Raw genomic sequence first — 19737 nt, 5'->3', positions numbered from 1 at the left:
CCCGCGCCGGCACCCCCCCCCCCCCCCAACGGCCCGCTCATGGCCCCACCCCCCCCACCCCCCCCGACGGCCCCGGCCCCCCCCCCCGGCCCGGGCCCCTTCCGGCATGGGCCCACGCTAGCGTGGGCCCATGGAAACGCTGGACGGACTTCCGCTGCTCGCCTTCGCGGGCCTGCCGGAGCTCGAGGCATGGCTGGAGGAGCACCACGGGACCGCGCCGGGGCTGTGGGTGGAGCTCGCGAAGAAGGGTTCGGGGGTGCCCTCGCCGAGCGCGGGCGACGTCAACGACGCGGCGCTCTGCTACGGCTGGATCACGGGCCTTCGGCGCTCCCGCGACGACGTCCGCTACCTGCAGAAGATCACCCCCCGCCGGCCGCGCAGCACATGGTCGCAGGTGAACGTCAAACGGGTCGAGGAGCTGACGGCCGCGGGCCGGATGCGCGAGGCGGGGCTCGCGGAGGTCGCCGCCGCCGAGGCGGACGGCCGCTGGGAGGCCGCGTACGCGTCGCAGCGCGACGCCGAGGTGCCGCCGGACCTGACGGCCGCCCTGCGCGAGAACCCGCGGGCGCGGGAGGCGTTCGAGAGCCTCGGCAGGACGGAGCGGTACCAGATCGTCCTCGGCCTGCTGAAGGCCCGGACCGACCGCACCCGCAAGGCCCGCCTGGAGCGGACGCTCGCCACGCTGACCTCCGACGGCCCGGTGCGCTGACCCGCCGCGCCGGCGCCTCCGGGCCTGGTGCGCTGACGCGATGTGTCCGGCCTGCGGGTCCGGTTCGGTGACCGCCGCGCCGGTCTACGGCGGGCCGCGCTGGCCCGCCGTGGCGGGCTGCGGGGCGGGCTCGCTGACCGCCGTGCCGGCCCGGTGCGCTGACCTGCCATGCCGGCCACAGGCCGTTGCGTGAACCGGAACGCGGGCCTCGGACGACCCGGGGCGCTGGACCGGAACGTGGACCAGGGCCCGGCCGCTGTGCGATGGCCGGACCCTGATCTCGGGCGCGCGGCACGGGACCGTACCGGACCGTGCACCCTGTCTGTGAAGTTGGTACCGCCCGACGGTGCGAGGCTGGCGCGACAGGACGTTCGCGCCGCCGGGCGGGGTCTTTGTGGGGCCGCCGGACGGAGTCCGGGGCAGCCGCCGGAAGCCGCGAGGGCGGCGTGTTCGCGCCGCCGGGCGGAGTCCGGGGAAGGGGGAAGAGGGGACCGCGGCGGGGCGATCGGCCGACCGGAGCGCGTTCTTCAGGTCAGAACGCCTTCGGGAGCCTTCACCACCGCACTGGCATCGCACGCCGCCGCGGTCCTCGCTTCAGCCCGCCGCACGCACCACCCCTCATCCGGGTTCGTGCCGCGGGCTCACGCCCAGGGGTCGACCTCCCGTCGGTCCCCGGGCGCGGGCTCGCTGTCAGTCCTCGCGCAGGGCGCGGACCGCCTCCTCCACGCGCTTGCCGTACTCGGGGTCGGCGGCGTGGAAGTGGGCCAGGTTCTTCTCGATGACGTCGTCGCGCGTGACCTGGGAGAGGCCGCCCGCGATGTTGGCCACGAGCCGGCCCTTCTCCTCCTCCGACATCAGCCGGTACAGCTCGCCCGCCTGGAAGAAGTCGTCGTCCTTCGTGTGCGCGGGCGCCTCGTGGGTGCCGGTCCAGCCGTGGACGGCGAGCGGGGCGGAGAGTGCCGCGTCCGTCTGGGCGGGCCCGGAGTAGGAGTTGGGCTCGTAGTTCTTGTCGTGGCGCGAGCCGTTGCGGGTCGCCATCAGGCCGTCACGGCCGTAGTTGTCCGCGACCGTCGCCTTCGGCGCGTTCACCGGCAGCTGGGTGTGGTTGACGCCGAGGCGGTAGCGGTGGGCGTCGGCGTAGGCGAACAGCCGGCCCTGGAGCATCTTGTCCGGCGAAGGACCGATGCCGGGGACGAAGTTGTTCGGGGAGAACGCGGCCTGTTCGACCTCCGCGAAGACGTTGTCCGGGTTGCGGTCGAGGACCAGGCGGCCGACCCGCTGCAGCGGGTAGTCGGCGTGCGGCCACACCTTGGTGAGGTCGAACGGGTTGAAGCGGTAGTCGGCCGCCTCCGCCGCCGGCATGACCTGCACGTACAGCGTCCAGGAGGGGTTCACCCCGCGCTCGATGGCCTGGAGCAGGTCCGTCTGGTGCGAGTTGGCGTCCTTGCCGACCAGTTCGGCGGCCTGCTCGGAGGAGAGCGAACGCACGCCCTGGTTGGTCTTGAAGTGGTACTTCACGAAGAAGGCCTCGCCCGCCTCGTTGGTCCACTGGTAGGTGTGGGAGCCGTAGCCGTTCATGTGGCGGTACGAGGCGGGGATGCCGCGGTCACCCATCAGCCAGGTCACCTGGTGCGTCGCCTCGGGGGCGTGCGCCCAGAAGTCCCACACGTTGTCCGGCTCCTGACGGCCCGTGAACGGGTCGCGCTTCTGGGAGTGGATGAAGTCGGGGAACTTGATCGGGTCCTTGATGAAGAACACCGGGGTGTTGTTGCCGACGAGGTCGTAGTTGCCCTCTTCGGTGTAGAACTTCACGGCGAAGCCGCGGGGGTCGCGGACCGCGTCCGCGCCGCCGAGGGAGTCGGCGACGGTGGAGAAGCGCAGGAACGTCTCCGTGCGCTTGCCGACCTGGGAGAGGAAGTCCGCCTTCGTGTAGCCGGTGACGTCGTCGGTCACCTCGAAGTACCCGTACGCGCCGGAGCCGCGGGCGTGCACCACGCGCTCCGGGATGCGCTCACGGTTGAAGCGCGCGAGCTTCTCCAGCAGGTGCTGGTCCTGGAGGAGGATGGGGCCACCGACGCCGGCGGTGGTTGAGTTCTGGTTGTCGGCGACGGGGGCGCCGGACTCGGTCGTAAGCACGCGCTTCGACATCGTGACCTTCCGTACGGGAGCTGCACTGGGGACGGTTCGAGGAGCGTAAATACGAGCCGAACGAAACGTCAACAGTTTGTTGAAAACGAAGGGAGGGGTTCCGGTCGGTGCCGACGCCTGGGCGCGACAGGACAGGTGTCAGCGCCGACACCGACCGGAAGTTCGTGGGGCCGTGGTCAGCCTGGGCAGGCCCTCCTGTGACCCGGTCGCGCTCAGCCTGGGCAGGGGCCCTGGATGGTCGCTGTCCGGTGGGGGCTGATCACGGGGTGGGCCGCCGCCCGGGGTCGGCCTGGTAGGGCCGGATGCGGCGAGCACGGGGGTCGCTCGATGCGGGCCGGTCACGGCCCGGCGGGGGCCGCCCATGGGGTGGGCCGCCGCCCGGGGCGGGCCGGCCCGTCATGGGCCGGCCGTCACCCCCGGGGTCGGCCGGGTAGGGGCGTGCTCAGGCCTGCGAGCCCGAGAGACGCTCCACCGCGCGCAGCAGGGCCGAGTGGTCCAGGCCGCCGTCGCCCTGGGCGCGCAGCGACGCGACCAGCTGGGCCACGACCGCGCCGACGGGCAGCGCGGCGCCGACGTTGCGGGCGGCGTCGGTGACGATGCCCATGTCCTTGTGGTGCAGGTCGATCCGGAAGCCGGGCTTGAAGTCCCGGTTCAGGAAGTTGTCCTTCTTGCGGGTCAGGACGGTCGAGCCGGCCAGTCCGCCGTTGAGCACGTCGAGCGCCGCCGAGAGGTTCACGCCGGACTTCTCCAGGAAGACCACGGCCTCCGCGCACGCCTGGATGTTGACGGCGACGATCAGCTGGTTGGCGGCCTTCACCGTCTGGCCGGAGCCGTGCGGACCGCAGAGCACGATGGTCCTGCCGAGGGCTTCCAGGATCGGCCTGGCGGTGTCGAAGTCGGCCTGCTCGCCGCCCACCATGATCGAGAGCACGGCCTCGATCGCGCCGGCCTCTCCGCCGGAGACGGGGGCGTCGAGCACGCGGATGCCCTTGGCGGCCGCGGTCTTCGCCAGGTCGACGGAGGTCTGCGGGGTGATCGAGGACATGTCGATCAGCAGCGCGCCCTGGCGGGCGTTCTCCAGGATGCCGTCGGGGCCGTAGGCGATGGCCTCGACCTGCGGGGAGGCCGGGACCATGGTGATGACGACGTCGGCGTCCTTCACGGTCTCGGCGATCGAGCCGGCGGCCGTGCCGCCCGCCGCCGCGAGGCGGTCCAGCTTGTCCTGCTCGAGGGTGTAGCCGGTGACGGAGTAGCCCGCCTTCAGCAGGTTCTCGGACATGGGGGAGCCCATGATGCCGAGGCCGATCCATGCGATCTTGGGAAGAGTGCTCATCGCGGGTACCTCTCTGAAAAGCGTGTAAGGAAAGTCAGCGGGCGGCGCGCGCCGCGGCCGGCAGCCAGTCGAAGGAGTCCGCGCTCGGGCGGTCGCCGGCCTTGTACTCCAGGCCGACCCAGCCCTCGTAACCGGCCTTCTTGAGGTCGTCGAGGAGCTGCTCCAGCGGGAGCGAGCCGGTGCCGGGGGCGCCGCGGCCCGGGTTGTCGGCGATCTGGACGTGGCCGGTCTTGTCGGTGTACTCCTCGATGACCCGGGCGACGTCCTCGCCGTTCATGGACAGGTGGTAGATGTCCAGGAGGAACTTGGCATTGCCGAGACCGGTCGCGGCGTTGACCTTGTCGATCACCTCGATCGCCGCCGGGGCGCTGACCAGCGGGTACAGCGGCGACTCGGGCTTGTTGAGCGTCTCGACCAGCAGGATCGCCCCGACGCGGTCGGCGGCGCGGGCGGCGAGCACCAGGTTCTCCAGGGCGAGGGTGTCCTGGACCTGCGCGTCGGTGCCGTCGACGCGGTTGCCGTAGAGGGCGTTGAGGGCCTTGCAGCCCACGGACGCCGCGAAGTCGGCCGCCACCTCGATGTTGGCGCGGAAGCGGTCGGACTCGTCGCCGGGCACGGAGAGCGCGCCGCGGTCGGGGCCGGGCAGCTGCCCGGCGTAGAAGTTCAGTCCCACCAGCTGGGTGCCGGCGTCGTCGAGTGCCTTCTTCAGGGCGCCGAGCTCGGCCTGCGGCGGGGTGGGGGTCTCGATCCACGGCCACCACAGCTCGACCGCGGTGAAGCCGGCCGCGGCGGCGGCCGCCGGGCGCTCCAGCAGCGGGAGTTCCGTGAAGAGGATCGAGAGGTTCACGTCGTAGCGGTGGTCGCTGTATCCCATGGGGTTTGTGCGCCCCTTCCGTATTGCGGAAGTTTCTTTCTGTCTGACGGAATAATCTCCGGGCGGGGTGACGGCTGTCAAGAGCGACCACAAAAAAGCGCCTCCCGAGCGGGCCGTCGGAAGGCGGGTCAGGCCTTCTTCCGTCCCTGCTCGGGAGGCGTGCGGGGGTCGGGGGCGTCCCCCGCGTCCTGGGTGTGGTCCTCAGAGCGCGTCGACGGCGCTCACCTTCCAGCCGCCGGACGTACGCGTCATCGTCATCCGGACCCGGTTCAGATCGACCCGCGAACCGGTGACCTGTGTACTGGTGGTGACCTGGTTGACGAACAGCAGCACCACGGCCCGGTCGGGGGACACGGACACCACTGAGGCGGCCGGCGCGCCGCCGTCCGGGGGCGCGACCACGCTCGCCTTGACGACGCCGCGGTACTTCTTCGCGGTGGGCCCCACCACCTTGCTCGTGGTCCGGCCGTACTCCTCCTCGAAGGCGCCGGTCAGATGGCCGCGCGCCGCGGCGAAGTCCGCCTCCAGCCTGCGGTGGTCGTACGACAGCACCACCGGCGCCGCCTTCCGCGCCGCCGCGACCGCCTCGGTCCGGGCCGCGTCGGTACGCCGCCCCTCGGCGTACTCCCACCCCAGCACGCCCACCGCGGCCAGTCCGAGGACCAACAGGACGGCCAGCAGGGCGCAGAGCCGCACCCGCCGTCGGCGCCGGCGGCGCTCCGGCGGGAGCGCCGCGCTCTCCTCCGCCAGTACGACGGGCCCCACCTGTTGGTTCTCGTCCCGCCGGGCCTGCGACGCGTCGTCGGGGGCCTCGAGCCGCCGGGGAGCCGGCGCGCGCGGTGCGTCGAGCACGGGGGAACCGGCGGGGTCCGGCCGGACGCGGTCCGACCGCTTGGCGGCCGCACGCGCGGCCGCCGACATGGCGCGACGGCCGGGAGAGGTGGAGCCACGGCCCCGGATGGTCGGGTTCGCCACGGTCTTGCTCCTCACTGATGCTGGTACGGATGTGCTTTCGGGGCCGCCGCCCGCAGGGTCAGCCGACGAACTCGACATCGGACGTCAGCCAGCGGCCCTTCTCGAGCACGAGGTCGAGTTGCAGCCGGTAGGTACGGGACTGCCCTTCCGGCGCGGCCTTGTTCGTCACCTTGCTGTCGGCGACGACCAGCACCCGTGCCGAGCGCTCGTCGGCCCGCGCTATGCCCGCCTCGAGCACCTGCCCCTCGGAGACGGACCTGTTGGCGGCGACCAGCTTGGTCAACTCGCCCGTCTGCGCGGCGAACTGCTTCTTGAAGTCGCCGGTCGCGCCCTTCAGCACGTTCGCGCTGTCCCGCTCGTAGTGCCGGTGGTCCAGCGACGTGAAGTTCAACGCTGACTGGCGGGCGGCGGCCAGGATGTCCTGGTGGCGGCGGGCCTCCGTCCGCTGGTCGTACACCTGGAGACACAGCCAGCCGCTGAGAGCCGTCACGGCGACGGTCGCCACGGCCAGCGTCACCGCCGTCGCCCTGCCGCGCCCCGCCGCGGTGGCGAGCCTGCCGCCGAGCCGCCGCAGCGGAATCACCGGGCGCGTGAGGACACCGCCCGCGCTCATGCCATCGGTCCCACGAGCAGCCATTGCCACGAGTCCTTTCCGAACGTGCTCTGTTCTCCGCCCGTCGAGCCGATCTCGAGGAGCGTGCCGCCCGGCCCGGCGAGGGTGCCGGTCTCCGGGTCGTACGGGGTGACGTGTGCCGCCTGCCGTGCGCCGCCTGACCCCGACGGGCCCGGCGCGTTCTGGGCGCCGCGCACGGAGGTACCGCTGCCACGGGGCTCGGTGCAGCGCGCCTCATGGTTGGCGGGCCTCTCCGAGGTGTCCGCCGGGTCGCGCCGCTGGGTGCCGTAGCCCTGGCGGCACGGCGGCGGGTCGTCGGCGTTCACGACCATGCCGAAGTGGGTGGTCCCGTCGCCGGGGATCACGGTGTAGCTGCCGGCGACGATCACCGGGAACGTCACCAGCGCCTGCTCCACACCGGGCAGGCGCGCCACGGTGACCTGGCCGCCGCTGATCAGGTTGGAGAGCAGCACCGGCAGGTGGGTCTCGTTGGACTTCAGGAGCGAGTCGACCTCCTGCGCCGCCGGGGCGGTGTTGCCCACCAGCCGCCTCAGATCGCCGTCGCGTGCCTTCAGTTCCGCGGTCAGCGCGGCCAGGTCGCGGGAGAACGACGTGATCGCCGACCCCTTGTCGCTCTGGGTCTTCAGCACCACCCGCGAGTCCTCGATGAGCGAGGTCGTCTCGGGAAGGTTCTTCGAGGCCGACTCGACCAGCAGGTTTCCGGAGTCCACCAGCCTGCTCAGATGCGGCCCGGTGCCGGCGAACGCCTTGCCGAGTTCGTCGACCGTGACCCGCAGGTCGTCCTTGCCGACCGAGTTGACCAGCCGGTCCAGGCTGAGGACGAGCGCCGTCGTGGGCAGCGGGACCCTGGTGTCCGCCCGGGGGATCTCGCTGCCCTCGTCCAGATACGGGCCGCCGGAGCGGCGCGGCTGGAGGTCGACGTACTGCTCGCCGACGGCGGATCGGTTCGCCACCACGGCCAGCGTGTCCGCCGGGATCCGGGTCCCGTCCTCGATGTCCAGCGCCACGGAGACACCGTCCGTGCCGGCGAGCCGAAGCTCCCCGACCCGGCCCACCGGCACGCCCCGGTAGGTGACTTCGGCGCCCTGGAAGATGCCGCCGGAGTCGGCGAAGTCGGCCCGTACCGTGTATCCGCGGTCCAGCAGCCCGTCCACCAGGCCCGTGTAGCGGGCGCCGACGTAGGAGCACCCCACCGCGGTGACCGCGGCGAAGGCGATCAGCTGGGCCCTGACCGTACGTGTGATCACGGCTGCATCCCCTTCAGCATCAGTTCGGCCAGTGCCAGGTCGATCCCCGCGGGCAGCCGGCGTCCGTCGCCGTCCCCGTGGGCGACCTGGCTGCCGGTGCACACGGGCGGACACAGCGGTCCGTCGCCGCCGGAGGGCGGGGAAGCGCCCGGCGCCGGTGCGCCGGGGACCTCCGGGGGCGCGGTCGGCAGAGGCGCTCGGGGCAGGCCGGGCACCCCGGGAAGGTCGGGCGTGCCGGGAACCTCCGGCAGCTCGGGTTGCTCCGGGCCGCCGGGTCGGGGCGGTTCCTCCGCGAGGTTGCCGTAGACGCCGGCCAGGTCCAGATCCGCGGTGATCTTGAGGTTGACGTAGTCGCCCTTGATGGCGCCGGTCACGTTCCTGGGGAACGGATAGGTCGTCAGGAGCTCCAGGGAATTGGGGAGATCGCTGCCGGCCTTGTTCAGCTGCCGCAGGATCGGCTGCAGGCTCTTGAGGTCGGCCACCGTGTCCGCGCGCGAAGTGTTGATCACCTTCGTGCCCGTCTTCCCGAGCTCGGAGAGCGACGTCAGCATCGCCGTCAGATCGCGGCGCTGATCGGCCAGGACCTTCAGCGCGCCGGGCACCGTGTCCACGGCCTGCGCGATCGTCTTCTTCTCCGCGGCCAGCCGCTTCGCCAGCCGGTCGACGCCCTTGAGCGCCCGGACGATCTCCTTGCGCTGCTTGTCGAGTCCACCGATGAACGTGTCCAGCTCACCGAGCAGGTCCTTGACCCGGTTCTCCCGGCCCTCCAGCGCCTTGTTCAGCTCCACGGTGATCGTCTTGAGCTGCGCCACACCGCCGCCGTTCAGCAGCGCGGAAAGGGCGGAGAGCACCTCCTCGATCTCCGGGTTGCGCCCGGTGCGCGACAGCGGGATGCGCGCGCCGTCGGTGAGCCGCCCGGTGGCCTCGACGCCGACCGGCGGGGACAGGGCCACGTACTTCTCACCGAGCATGCTGGTCTGCCGCAGCTCGGCGATCGCGTTGCCGGGCAACGTCACGTCGTCCGCGATGCGCAGGCGTACCCGGGCGTGCCAGCCGACCAGTTCCACCTTCTCGACCGCGCCCACGGTGACGTTGTCGACCTTCACCGCCGACTGCGGGACCAGGTCCAGGACGTCCCTGAAGTCGGCCGTCACGTGGTAGGCGTTGCCGTCGGCGGCCGCGCCGCCGGGCAGGTCCACGTCGTACAGGCCGTTGAACTCGCAGCCCGTGAGCAGCACGGATCCCATGACGGTGGCCAGGGCCACGGCCCGGTGCCTGCGGGGCGCCCTCATGCGCGTGCCTCCAGGATTCCGCCGAGCGTCCGGTCGACCTGGCCGGTGCCCGGCACCGTGCCGGCGTGCGGCATCTCGGGCAGCGAGTCGAACAGCTTCTCCAGCTCCGCGCAGTCGGGGTTCTCGCCTCCGGCGTCACCGGTGGTCCTCAGCAGCGAACACAGCAGCGCCGCCGGGTCCTGCGGGTGGTCGGGGTTGTTGCGGGTGTCGAGGGTGCCGGAGGAGGGGTTGTAGGCGTTCTGGAGGTTCGACAGGCCGGTGGGCGCGACCTCCAGCAGCTCCGCCAGCGCCGCCCGCTGGGTGACCAGCACCTTGGTGACCTTGCTGAGTCCCTTCACGTCCTCGGTCAGCGCCTTCTTGTTGTTCTTCACGAACCTCGAGACGTCGCCGAGCGCCACCCCCAGATGCTTGAGCGCGGCCGCGAGGTCCTTGCGCTCCCCGGCGAGTTGGGCGGCGACCGCGGCGAGACTGTCGTTGAACGACCGCACGCTCTTGTCGTCGGCGGCGAGCGCCGCGGTGAACACCTGAAGATTGCGTACGGTCCCGAACAGGTCGTCCCGGCCGTCCGACAGCGTGGTGACCGCGAGGGACAGGTCCTCCACCGTCCGGTGCATCTGCTCGCCCTGGCCGTCGAGATGGGCGGCACTCACCCCCAGCAGCCGCGCGAGCGAGCCGTCCTTGTTGGCGCCCTTCGGACCGAGCGCCTCGGCCGTCGTGTGCAGGCTGTCGAAGACCCGGTCCAGCTCCACCGGCACGGCCGTGCGGCTCTGCGGGATCACCGCGCCGTCGCGCATCACGGGCCCGCCCCGGTACACCGGCAGCATCTGTACGTAACGGTCGCTGACCACCGAGGAGTTGATGACGGCGGCCTGGGCGTCCGCGGGGATCTTGCGCCCCGGCTCGTACTCGAGCTCCACGCGCACCCGGCCGCCCTCGGGGACGATCTCGGTGACCTCACCGACGCGTACGCCGAGCACCCGAACGTCGGAGCCCGGGTAGATGCCCACGGTGCGCGGGAAGTACGCGGTGACGCGGACCGGTTCCTCGCGCGGCCACAGCACGACCGCGGCGCAGACCAGCAGCGCCGCGACGGCGGCGAAGGCCGTCAGCCGGGCCGTACGGCCCTTCGGGTCGAAGCGGATACGGCCCTTCATCGCGAGCCTCCTGTCCGGGGGACCACCGGAGCGGCGACCATGTTCTGGATGTAGCTGTCGAACCAGCGGCCGTTGCCGAGGGTGTTGGTGAAGACCCGCACATAAGGGGCGAGCAGCGCGACGCTGCGGTCGAGGCTCGCCTGGTTGCGTTCCAGCATCCGCACCACCTGGTTCAGCCCTCTCAGTGCCGGGCCGATCTCCTTCTCGTTGTCCGCGACCAGGCCGGAGAGCTGGATGCCGAGCGCGGCCGAGCTCTTGAGCAGCGCGTGGATCGCCGCCCGGCGCCGCGTGATCTCCTTGAAGAGCGCGTCGCCGTCCTTGACCAGGGTGGTGAACTCGCCGGAGCGCTCGGAGAGCACCTTGGTGACCGAGTTGGCGTGCTTCAGCAGCTCGCGGAGGTCCTCGTCACGCGAGGCCACCGTCTTCGAGATCCTCGACAGGCCCTTGATCGAGGCGCGGACCTCCTCCGGCGAGTCCTCGAAGGTCGTCGAGATGGTGTCCAGGGCCTTCGACAGTTGCTCGGTGTCGACCTTCTCGCTCGTGGTCGTCAGATCGCTGAAGGCCTGGACGACGTCGTACGCCGGGGTGGTGCGCTCCAGCGGGATCTCGCTGCCCGGCGGCAGCTGTCCGGACCCCTTCGGCCGGAGGGCCAGGTACTTCGCGCCCAGGATCGTCTTGATCCGGATGGCCGCGCCGGTCCTCGTGCCGAACTCCGGCTCGCCCTTGACCTTGAAGGTGACCTTCACATGGTCGCCGTCGAGGTCGACCTCGTCGACCTTGCCGACCTTGACCCCCGCGATGCGCACCTCGTCGCCCGGCTTGAGCCCGCCGGCCTCCGAGAAGGCCGCGCTGTAGGTCTCGCCGTTGCCGATCACCGGCAGGCTGTCGGCGTTGAACGCGGCGGTCATCAGCAGCGCGAGCGTGGTGATGCCTACCGCTCCGATCACCACGGGGTTGCGGTCACGGAACGGTGTACGGGGGAGGAGACGTATCTTCATCCGCCGCACCTCGCCCGCGCCACGTGCAGCTCCGGAGTGATCACCTCTCGGGTCTTCGGCAGCACGATCCGGCCGTCGAAGTCACAGAGGTAGAAGTTGAACCAGGAACCGTACGAGGCGGTCCCCGTCAGCTTGTCGAGCTTGTTCGGCAGCCGCTTCAGCACGCCCTCCACGGTCTTCTCGTTGTCGTTCAGCGTCTTGGTGAGGTCGGTCAGCTCCGCGAGGTCGTCCTTGAGCGGCGGCCGGGCGTCCTCGAGCAGACCGGAGGTCGCCTCGGTCAGCGCGCCGATGTTCTCCAGCGAGGTGCCGATCGGCTTGCGGTCGGCGGACAGGCCGGAGATCAGCCGTTGAAGTTGTTTCAGCAGCCCGGAGAACCGGGCGCCGCGCTTGTCGAGGGTCTGCAGCGTGGTGTTGAGGTTGTCGATCACCGACCCGATCAGCTCGTCCCGGTCGGCGAGGGTCGTGGTCAGGGACGCGGTGTGCGCGAGCAGGCTGTTGACCGTTCCGCCCTCGCCCTGCAGCGTCTTGATGATCTCGGTGGCGAGCTGGTTGACGTCCTTCGGGCTGAGCGCGGCGAACAGCGGCTTGAAGCCGCCGAGCAGCGCGTTCAGGTCGAGCGCCGGCTGGGTCCGGGCCAGCGGGATCGTGGCGCCGGGCTTCAGCCGGGTGCCGTCGCCCACGCCCTCCGTCAGGGCGACGTAACGCTGGCCCACCAGGCTCCGGTAGCGGATGACCGCTCCGGTGCTGGTCAGCAGCGGCCGGTCGCGGGTGACGGTGAACGTCACCTCGGCCAGCGTGCGGTCCTTGATCCGGATGGCCTCGACCTCGCCGACCCGCACTCCCGCGACGCGGATGTCGTCGCCCTCCTCCAGGCTGGTGACATCGCTGAACACCGCACGGTAGGTGTGCTCCGGGGCGAAGGAGAGGTTGACGATCGTCGCCGCGAGCAGCGTCGTCGCCAGGATCGTCACCGCGGCGAAGAGAAGGAACTTGACCAGCGGTGCCGCGGTCGCGGTGGCTCGTGACGCCTTCATGCCACACTCACCGCCGTCCCGCGTGCCATGGGTCCGAACAGCAGCGTCGCCACGGCGGGAACCCGGTCGGCGGGCACCCCGAGGACCGGTGCGACCAGCGAGCCCACGGCCCGCTGTTCGGCCGCCGTCCCGGAGACCTGGCCGGGTCCGGGCGGGCCGCCGGCGGCGACGTCCTTCGTCCCGTCGTCGAGCTTGGTGTGTCCCGCCGGCACGGAAGGGCCGGGGATACCTCTGCAGTCGGGGCCTGAGCGCTCGGCATAGCGCGGTTCCTCACCGGGTCGGTACGCGGGTCGCGGGTGGACGAATTCGAGGGTGATGCGCATCTCGCCGCCCGCGAACGCCTTCTCGGACTCCCTGCTCTGGCGCTCGAGGCCGTCCAGCAGACACGGGTACTCGGGCGAGTAGCGGGCGAAGAGGTCGAGGGTCGGCCGGGAGACACGGCCCAGGGTGATCAGCCGCTCGCCGTTGTCGTCGAAGAACTTCTCCGCCGTGCCGGCGACCTTCGCCGTTCCCGTGAGGGCGGCGGCCAGCTGCTCGCGCTTCGCCACGATCGTGCGGCTCGTGGTGACCGAGTCGCGCAGGATGTTCATCAGGTCCGGTGCCGCGTCGCCGTAGACCTCTGCGACATCGGCGAAGCGGGAGATGTCCTCCTGAAGGGAGGGCATATGGGGGTTGAGTTCACGCAGATAGCGCTCCAGCCGTACGAGGTTGTCACCGATGCGGTCGCCACGCCCCTCCAGTGCGGTGGCGAACGCGTGCAGCGTGGCGTTGAGCTCCGCGGGCCGCACGGTGCGCAGCAGCGGCAGCAGGTCGTTCATCAGATGCTGCACCTCGATGCCGGCCCGGGTGCGGTCCTGGGTGATGACGTCCCCGGCCCGGATGTGCCGTCCCGAGGAGCCGCCGGGCACCACCAGGTCGACGAACTTCTCGCCGAACAGCGTCTTCGGCAGCAGCCTGGCGTGCACATCGGCCGGGATGCGCGACACGTGCTCCGGCTTCAGCGCGATGTCGAGCGTCGCCTTCTCCCCGTCGGCCCGCACCCCGCGCACCTCGCCGACGAGCAGGCCGCGCAGCTTGACGTCGGCCCGCGGGTCGAGCTGGTTGCCCAGCGTGTCCGCCTCCAGCGTGATGCGCACGACCGAGGTGAACACCTGCTGGTACGTGGCCACCGACAGAGACAGCAGCAGCGCGATGACGGCGAGGAACACCAGCCCGTACAGCCGCAGCCGCCCGGCGTGCGCCGCGGCGCTTCCCTTCATGCTCATCGGCCCCTACCCCGCTATCCGTACGGTCGTGTTGGCGCCCCAGATCGCCAGGCTGAGGAAGAAGTCGAGAATGTTGATCGCCACGATCGAGGTACGCACGGCGCGGCCCACGGCAACTCCCACACCGGCCGGGCCGCCGCTCGCGTAGTAGCCGTAGTAGCAGTGCACCAGGATGATCACGACGGCGAAGACGATCACCTTGCCGAAGGACCACAGGACGTCGACCGGCGGCAGGTACTGCTCGAAGTAGTGGTCGTAGGTGCCGGCCGACTGCCCGTAGTAGCCGGTGGTGATCGTGCGGGCGGCGAAGTACGAGGACAGCAGCCCCACCACGTACAGCGGGATCACCGCGACGAACCCGGCGATCATCCGCGTCGTCACCAGGAACGGCAGCGACGGGACGCCCATCACCTCCAGCGCGTCGGTCTCCTCGCTGATCCGCATCGCGCCCAGTTGCGCGGTGAACCCGGCGCCGACCGTCGCGGACAGCGCCAGTCCCGCCACCAGCGGCGCGATCTCCCGGGTGTTGAAGTACGCGGAGAGGAACGCCACGAAGTTCGACGTGCCGAGCTGGTTGAGTGCCGCGTAGCCCTGGAGGCCGACCTCGGTGCCGGTGAAGAACGACAGGAACGCGATCACCCCGACGGTCCCGCCGACGACGGCGAGCGCGCCGCGCCCGAAGCTCACCTCCGCGAGCAGCCGCAGGACCTCCTTCTTGTAGCGGCGCAGCGTCCGGCCGGTCCAGGCCAGGGAACGGCCGTAGAAGACCAGTTGCCTGCCCAGCTCCTCGAGCTGCGGCGGCAGCAGACGATTCATCAGCGGCATCGCTCAGCCCCTCTGCGGAACGATCTGGAAATACACGGCGGTCATCACGAAGTTCGTCACGAACAGCAACATGAAGGTGATGACCACCGACTGGTTCACCGCGTCGCCGACCCCCTTCGGGCCGCCCTTCGCGGTCAGCCCCTTGTACGAGGCGACGATCGCCGCGATCGCCCCGAACACCAGGGCCTTGAGCTCCGCCGCCCACAGGTCGGAGAGCTGGGCGAGCGTGGTGAACGAGGCCAGATAGGCGCCCGGGGTGCCGTTCTGCAGCACCACGTTGAAGAAGTAGCCGCCGGCCACCCCGACCACCGAGACGAGGCCGTTGAGCAGCACCGCCACCAGCATCGTGGCCAGCACCCGCGGCACGACCAGCCGGTGGATCGGGTCGATGCCCAGCACCTGCATCGCGTCGATCTCCTCGCGGATCTTCCGCGCTCCGAGATCCGCGCAGATCGCCGTGCCGCCCGCGCCCGCGATCAGCAGCGCGGTCACGATCGGCGACGCCTCCCGCAGCACCGCGAGGACCGAAGCCGCCCCCGAGAACGACTGCGCGCCCAGCTGCCTCGTCAGAGAGCCGATCTGCAACGCGATCACCGCTCCGAACGGGATCGACACCAGCGCCGTCGGCAGGATCGTCACACTCGCGACGAACCACGCCTGCTGGATGAACTCCCTGACCTGGAAAGGCCGCTTGGGGACCGTGCGCAGCACGTCCAGCCCCATGGCGAACAGGCTGCCCGACTGCCGCAGCGCCCCGGTGGGTGACAGGCTCATGCGTCGCCCGCCCTTCCGCGCACCGACGCCCGCAGCCGCCGCAGCGCCTCCCGGTCCGCGATCTCCGCCCAGCGCGGCGGCCGTTCGATGCCCTCGGTCGGCAGCAGCCGCGGCGTCAGCTCGAGGACGTCCGGCACGGCGGCGTCCGCCGCCTCACCGAGCTGCGCGAGCTCCTGCTCGACCTGGGCGGCGTCCTTCTCCTCCGCCATGCCGATCGGCCCCTGCATCCGCCCGCCCAGGAACTGCCGCACCACGGGCTCCTCGCTGGTCAGCAACTGCTCCCGCGGGCCGAACATCACCAGCTCGCGGCGGAACAGCAGCCCGATGTTGTCCGGGACCTGGCGGGCGGAGGCGATGTCGTGGGTGACGATGAGGAACGTGGCGTCGATCTGCGCGTTGAGATCGACGATCAGCTGGTTGAGATACGCGACGCGGACCGGATCGAGACCCGAGTCCGGCTCGTCGAACAGGATGATCTCCGGGTCGAGCACCAGGGCCCGCGCCAGACCGGCCCGCTTGCGCATACCGCCGGAGATCTCGCCGGGCAGCTTGTCCTCGGCGCCGATCAGGCCGACCATGTCCATCTTCTCGAGCACGATCCGGCGGATCTCGCCCTCCGGCTTGCGGGTGTGCTCGCGCAGCGGGAAGGCGATGTTGTCGTAGAGGTTCATCGAACCGAACAGCGCGCCGTCCTGGAACAGCACGCCGAACAGCTTCCGGACCTCGTAGAGCTCGTGCTCCCGCAGCGTCGTGATGTCCTGCCCGGCGATGCGGATCGACCCGCGCTCCGGCCGCAGCAGCCCCACGAGCGTCTTCAGGAACACCGACTTGCCGGTCCCGGAGGGCCCCAGCATGACGGAGACCTCCCCGGCGGGCAGCGTCAGGGAGACGTCCTGCCAGATGACCTGGCGCCCGAAGGACTTGGTGAGCCCTTCCACGCAGATCTCGACACCCATCCCGTACACCCTTCAGCCGTGGAGCGGTCCGACACCTGCTCTACGGGGAGGGGAGGGGCGTCCGTCGCGACGGGGTGAAGTTTTTTTCGGCGGGGTTGCGTGGGGGTGTCGGGGCGGGTGCGGATACCGCCTGCGGCGGGCCCGTTCCCCTCCCCGCCCCTTCCCGTATCCGGGGGCTCCGCCCGGACCCGTACCGCCCCGCGGGCGGCGTACCGCGCTTCGCGCGGTGCCCTCAAGCGCCGGGCGGGCTGGCTTTGTCAGCCCCGCCGGCGATTGAGGCGCGGGGGTGCGGGGGCCGGAGCCCCCGAAACACCGCGCGGAGCGCGGTGGCGGTCCGGGCGGAGCCCCACGCGGGGGAGCCGCACATCGGTACAGCGGGAAGGGGCGGGCGGGGTGGGGAAAGGGCCCCGCGCAGCGGCTACGGCTGTGCCGGAAGGGCCGGCACGGCCGGCGGGACCGGCGCGGTCGGGACCGACGTCGACGGGGCCGGCACAGCCGGGACCGAGGACGGCACGGCCGGAACCGACGGCGCCTCGGCCGGCACCGACGCCGACGGCACCGGTGGCAGCAACGACACCAGGTCCTCCGCCTCCGGCACCGGCAGCCCCGACACCGGTGGCGTCGACAGGGGCAGCGCCGGCAGCGGCACGGCCGGGAGTTCCGGCAGGGGCAGGCCCCGCTCGCCGGCCGGGCGGGCCCCGACCGGCGGGCCGTGCGTGGGCGCGGTCGACGGAACGGCCGGCGCACCCGTACGGCCGGGTTCCGGTGCCCCGGACCCGGCCGCCTCCGTCACCGCCGGCGGCACCGGGCTCGGCCGGGGGGCGTCGCCGTCGTGGACGTACGGCAGGACCAGGCCGGCGACCGCGAGCGTCACCGCCGTCGAGGCGAGCGCCACCGCCTGGGCGTTGCCCCCGCTGCCCGGCCTGCCCCGGCCGCACAGCCACAGCACCAGCCCGAGGGTCGCGGCCAGCGAGTTGCGCAGCGTGCGGCGGGCGCGGGCCAGCAAGGACTCGACGGTGCGGTAGCTCAGGCCCATCTTCGTGGCCACCTGCCCGACGTCCAGGTCCTCCGCCTTCAGCCAGAGGGCCTCGGCCTGCCGTGCGGGCAGTTCCGAGCTGCGTACCGCGAGCCAGTTCGCCTCCGCCCGGTCGCAGACCGCCTCCTCGACGGGGACCGGGCCCGGGGGGTGCAGCCTCGGGCTGCTGCGTACCTGCGCCTCGCGGTGGACCTGACGGTGGCGGTCCACGCACAGCCGCATGGTCACCGTCGTCAGCCAGGCGCCCAGCCGCTCGTCGTCGAGGTCCGGGTGCTCCGCGGCCCGCAGCATCGCCTCGTGCACGGCGTCCTCGGCGTCCTCGGCGCTCACCGACCGGCGGCGGGCCACCTTGAGCAGGTCCTCGCGATGGCTCCAGGCACGCTGCCAGCGTTCCTTGGACTCCCCGCCCGGCCCGTCGGGCTGGGCATGCTGCATGTCCGTAGCCATGAGGGCCCCTTCGCTCACACCGCCGGTCGCGTCCCTGCCCGGCGGGTGGCGACATTACCGCCCGGTATCCGGAATTGTGGAGGGGCCTGCGTCCATCGAGTCCGTTCCGTTGCTGGTCAGTCCGCCGGAGCCGCCGGGCAGCAGGCCGTCGCCGGGCAGCAGCGCGGTGGGGAGGGGCGGCAACGGGTCCGCCGGTTCGGGGCCGCCGGCCGGCGCGGTGCCGCTCGGGTGCGGTGAGGGCGAGGCGGAAGGCCGGGCGGCCGGCCGGGTCGCGGCCGGTGCCGTCGTGGGTGAGGGGGCCGCCGAGGGGCGCGGCCCACGGGTGCGCCGCGGCTCAGGAGCGGCCGGGACGGACCGGGCGGGCCTGGCGGAAGGGCCGCGGTCGTCCGGCACCACCCGGTGGCCACCGAGGTAGTACGCGTACCAGGCCAGCACCGTCCGCAGGTACGCCGCGGAGTGGTTGTAGCCGAGGATCGCGCGCTCCAGGCCCGTCCTCTCCGTCAGGTCCCGCCCTCCCGCACACAGGTACCGCCCGGCCGCGAGCGCCGCGTCGAAGATGTTCCCCGGGTCGGCACGGCCGTCGCCGTTGCCGTCGGCGCCCCAGTGCGCCCAGGTGGAGGGGATGAACTGCATGGGCCCCACGGCTCGGTCGTACACCGTGTCCCCGTCGTACGCCCCGCCGTCGGTGTCCCTGATCAGCGCGAAGCCGTCGCCGTCCAGCCGCGGGCCGAGGATCGGGGAGAGCGACGTGCCGTCGGCGAGGACACGTCCGCCGCGCGCCTGCCCGGACTCGACCTGGCCGATCGCGGCGAGCAGTTGCAGCCGAAGGCCGCAGCCCGGGGCGCTGTGCGCGATCGCGGCCTCTGCGGCCCGGTAGGCGGCGAAGACGGTCGCAGGGAGCGCCCCGGCCGCCGGTGCGGTGAAGACTCCCGGCGTCCGGACGTCCGCCGGGCCCGGTGTGCGCAGCGGCGGCAGCTCGGTGCGGTACGCGCTGTCGCCGGAGACGGTCCCACCCGCCGGCAACGGCTGCCGCTGCCCGGCCGGGACGGCGGTCCCGGGCCCCTGCGAGGCGGTGAGCGCCGCGACCGCCATGGCGGCGGCCGCCGTCGCCTTGACACCTCTGCCTACGCGTCCTGTCATGATGCAGACCCCTCCCTGTGCCACCGGTCCGGACGGAACCGGGACCGGCGTGGCTCTCGTCGTCTGCTCTACGCGGGACCGCCGCCGGTCCGTCGCGCCGCGACGCGTGTTCTCGTCCGGCACCGGTGAAGGGGGAGCGGGTCAAGGCCTATGGGACAGGCCCTAACGTGGAGGCATGGTGCGACTGAGAGTGGAGTTCACGACGGAGCCGTTCGACCTGGACGAGCCGCCGCCGCACGCCGTGGCGGTGCGCGAGGTCGTGCAGGGCGCGGATCTGGACGCGGTGGACGTCGGACCGTTCGGCAACACCGCGGAGGGCGGCGCTGAGCAGGTGCTCGGCGCCGTCGACGCGTTGCTGCGCAAGGCGCTGGAGAACGGCGCGACCCGGGTCTCCCTCCAGGTCAACGTGGTGGAGGGCCAGGAATGACGGCGCTCGACCACGCGCTCGCCCAAGCGGTGAAGCCCCTCGTCGATGCCATGGGCGGGGTGTTGATCGAGCCCGGCGAGGCAGCGGAGGACGACGTCGTACTCAGCTGGGAGGGCGAGGAGGTCCTGGCGGTCCGCCTTCCGCAGCTGGCGGACTCGCTGGACCACATCCTCGCGGCGCTGGAGCGGCAGCACGGCCGGCCGCTCGCCGAACTCGACCGCAGGACCAAGCAGTCGATCGTCAGGACGCTGGAGGCGCGCGGCGCGTTCTCCGTCCGGCACGGCGTGGAGACGGTGGCCGGCGCGCTCGGCGTCAGCCGCTTCACCGTCTACAACTACCTGAACCGTGAGAAGAGCCCGTCGGACGGCTGACGCCGGTCCGTCGGCCTCGGGGACGTCCGCCCCCCAGAGGTGCGGGGCTTTCCCACAATGATTGTTCGGCGGCGTCCTACTCTCCCACAGGGTCCCCC

General features: G+C 71.9%; 19 protein-coding genes. 3 read left to right on the top strand and 16 right to left on the bottom strand.

What is annotated here, in order from left to right; genetic code table 11:
• The first annotated feature begins 130 nt into the window (after window positions 1–130).
• Window positions 131–709 carry a YdeI/OmpD-associated family protein gene (locus tag AB0K36_RS33060; protein WP_364601253.1) on the top strand — a complete coding sequence of 193 codons (579 nt, stop codon included), beginning with the start codon at window positions 131–133 and terminating at the stop codon, window positions 707–709.
• Between the two features lie 690 nt (window positions 710–1399).
• Here the strand turns inward: AB0K36_RS33060 and AB0K36_RS33055 are convergent.
• The 16 genes from AB0K36_RS33055 to AB0K36_RS32980 all read right to left on the bottom strand — a co-directional run bounded on the left by AB0K36_RS33055 (window position 1400) and on the right by AB0K36_RS32980 (window position 18841).
• On the bottom strand, window positions 1400–2857 hold the full coding sequence (locus tag AB0K36_RS33055; protein WP_364601251.1) for a catalase: 1458 nt from the start codon (window positions 2855–2857) through the stop codon (window positions 1400–1402).
• Between the two features lie 442 nt (window positions 2858–3299).
• Complete coding sequence (locus AB0K36_RS33050) at window positions 3300–4190, bottom strand: 2-hydroxy-3-oxopropionate reductase (RefSeq protein WP_364601249.1); 891 nt, start codon at window positions 4188–4190, stop codon at window positions 3300–3302.
• A gap of 34 nt (window positions 4191–4224) precedes the next feature.
• Entirely contained in the window at window positions 4225–5064 is an 840-nt protein-coding gene (locus tag AB0K36_RS33045; protein ID WP_364601248.1) for a TIM barrel protein, read from the bottom strand.
• Between the two features lie 201 nt (window positions 5065–5265).
• Window positions 5266–6039 carry an Rv1363c family protein gene (locus tag AB0K36_RS33040; RefSeq protein WP_364601246.1) on the bottom strand — a complete coding sequence of 258 codons (774 nt, stop codon included), beginning with the start codon at window positions 6037–6039 and terminating at the stop codon, window positions 5266–5268.
• Window positions 6040–6097: 58 nt separating this feature from the next.
• Window positions 6098–6676, bottom strand: a complete 579-nt coding sequence (locus AB0K36_RS33035) for an Rv1363c family protein (protein ID WP_364601244.1) — start codon at window positions 6674–6676, stop codon at window positions 6098–6100.
• The gene (locus tag AB0K36_RS33030) at window positions 6649–7920 is read right to left on the bottom strand and encodes an MCE family protein (RefSeq protein ID WP_364601242.1); all 1272 of its coding nucleotides are present in this window, start codon (window positions 7918–7920) and stop codon (window positions 6649–6651) included. Before AB0K36_RS33030 ends, AB0K36_RS33035 begins: the two co-directional genes overlap by 28 nt.
• Window positions 7917–9212, bottom strand: coding sequence for an MCE family protein (locus AB0K36_RS33025; RefSeq protein ID WP_364601240.1), 1296 nt, complete (start codon window positions 9210–9212; stop codon window positions 7917–7919). Before AB0K36_RS33025 ends, AB0K36_RS33030 begins: the two co-directional genes overlap by 4 nt.
• Entirely contained in the window at window positions 9209–10366 is a 1158-nt protein-coding gene (locus AB0K36_RS33020) for an MCE family protein (RefSeq protein WP_364601239.1), read from the bottom strand. The genes AB0K36_RS33025 and AB0K36_RS33020 overlap by 4 nt, the downstream gene beginning before the upstream one ends.
• On the bottom strand, window positions 10363–11364 hold the full coding sequence (locus AB0K36_RS33015; protein ID WP_364601237.1) for an MCE family protein: 1002 nt from the start codon (window positions 11362–11364) through the stop codon (window positions 10363–10365). The genes AB0K36_RS33020 and AB0K36_RS33015 overlap by 4 nt, the downstream gene beginning before the upstream one ends.
• The gene (locus tag AB0K36_RS33010) at window positions 11361–12398 is read right to left on the bottom strand and encodes an MCE family protein (protein ID WP_364601235.1); all 1038 of its coding nucleotides are present in this window, start codon (window positions 12396–12398) and stop codon (window positions 11361–11363) included. Before AB0K36_RS33010 ends, AB0K36_RS33015 begins: the two co-directional genes overlap by 4 nt.
• Window positions 12395–13663, bottom strand: a complete 1269-nt coding sequence (locus AB0K36_RS33005; protein ID WP_364601233.1) for an MCE family protein — start codon at window positions 13661–13663, stop codon at window positions 12395–12397. Before AB0K36_RS33005 ends, AB0K36_RS33010 begins: the two co-directional genes overlap by 4 nt.
• A 6-nt stretch (window positions 13664–13669) precedes the next feature.
• Window positions 13670–14488 carry an MlaE family ABC transporter permease gene (locus AB0K36_RS33000; RefSeq protein WP_189474839.1) on the bottom strand — a complete coding sequence of 273 codons (819 nt, stop codon included), beginning with the start codon at window positions 14486–14488 and terminating at the stop codon, window positions 13670–13672.
• Between the two features lie 3 nt (window positions 14489–14491).
• Window positions 14492–15262 carry an MlaE family ABC transporter permease gene (locus tag AB0K36_RS32995; protein WP_189474837.1) on the bottom strand — a complete coding sequence of 257 codons (771 nt, stop codon included), beginning with the start codon at window positions 15260–15262 and terminating at the stop codon, window positions 14492–14494.
• On the bottom strand, window positions 15259–16218 hold the full coding sequence (locus tag AB0K36_RS32990; protein WP_364601230.1) for an ABC transporter ATP-binding protein: 960 nt from the start codon (window positions 16216–16218) through the stop codon (window positions 15259–15261). Before AB0K36_RS32990 ends, AB0K36_RS32995 begins: the two co-directional genes overlap by 4 nt.
• A gap of 418 nt (window positions 16219–16636) precedes the next feature.
• The gene (locus tag AB0K36_RS32985; protein WP_364601228.1) at window positions 16637–17701 is read right to left on the bottom strand and encodes a sigma-70 family RNA polymerase sigma factor; all 1065 of its coding nucleotides are present in this window, start codon (window positions 17699–17701) and stop codon (window positions 16637–16639) included.
• A gap of 54 nt (window positions 17702–17755) precedes the next feature.
• On the bottom strand, window positions 17756–18841 hold the full coding sequence (locus AB0K36_RS32980; protein ID WP_364601226.1) for a lytic transglycosylase domain-containing protein: 1086 nt from the start codon (window positions 18839–18841) through the stop codon (window positions 17756–17758).
• 178 nt (window positions 18842–19019) lie between these two features.
• On the opposite strand from AB0K36_RS32980, the gene AB0K36_RS32975 reads away from it, so the two are divergent.
• Window positions 19020–19268 carry a hypothetical protein gene (locus tag AB0K36_RS32975; RefSeq protein ID WP_189475030.1) on the top strand — a complete coding sequence of 83 codons (249 nt, stop codon included), beginning with the start codon at window positions 19020–19022 and terminating at the stop codon, window positions 19266–19268.
• Window positions 19265–19639: a helix-turn-helix domain-containing protein gene (locus tag AB0K36_RS32970; protein WP_159685091.1), complete on the top strand. Its 375-nt coding sequence runs from the start codon at window positions 19265–19267 to the stop codon at window positions 19637–19639. Before AB0K36_RS32975 ends, AB0K36_RS32970 begins: the two co-directional genes overlap by 4 nt.
• Window positions 19640–19737 lie beyond the last annotated feature (98 nt).

The organism is Streptomyces kurssanovii (genome assembly GCF_040677245.1).
GTDB lineage: Bacteria > Actinomycetota > Actinomycetes > Streptomycetales > Streptomycetaceae > Streptomyces > Streptomyces kurssanovii.
The sequence above is the reverse complement of the archived record's forward strand: the minus strand, read 5'-3'. Positions and strand labels throughout refer to the sequence as shown.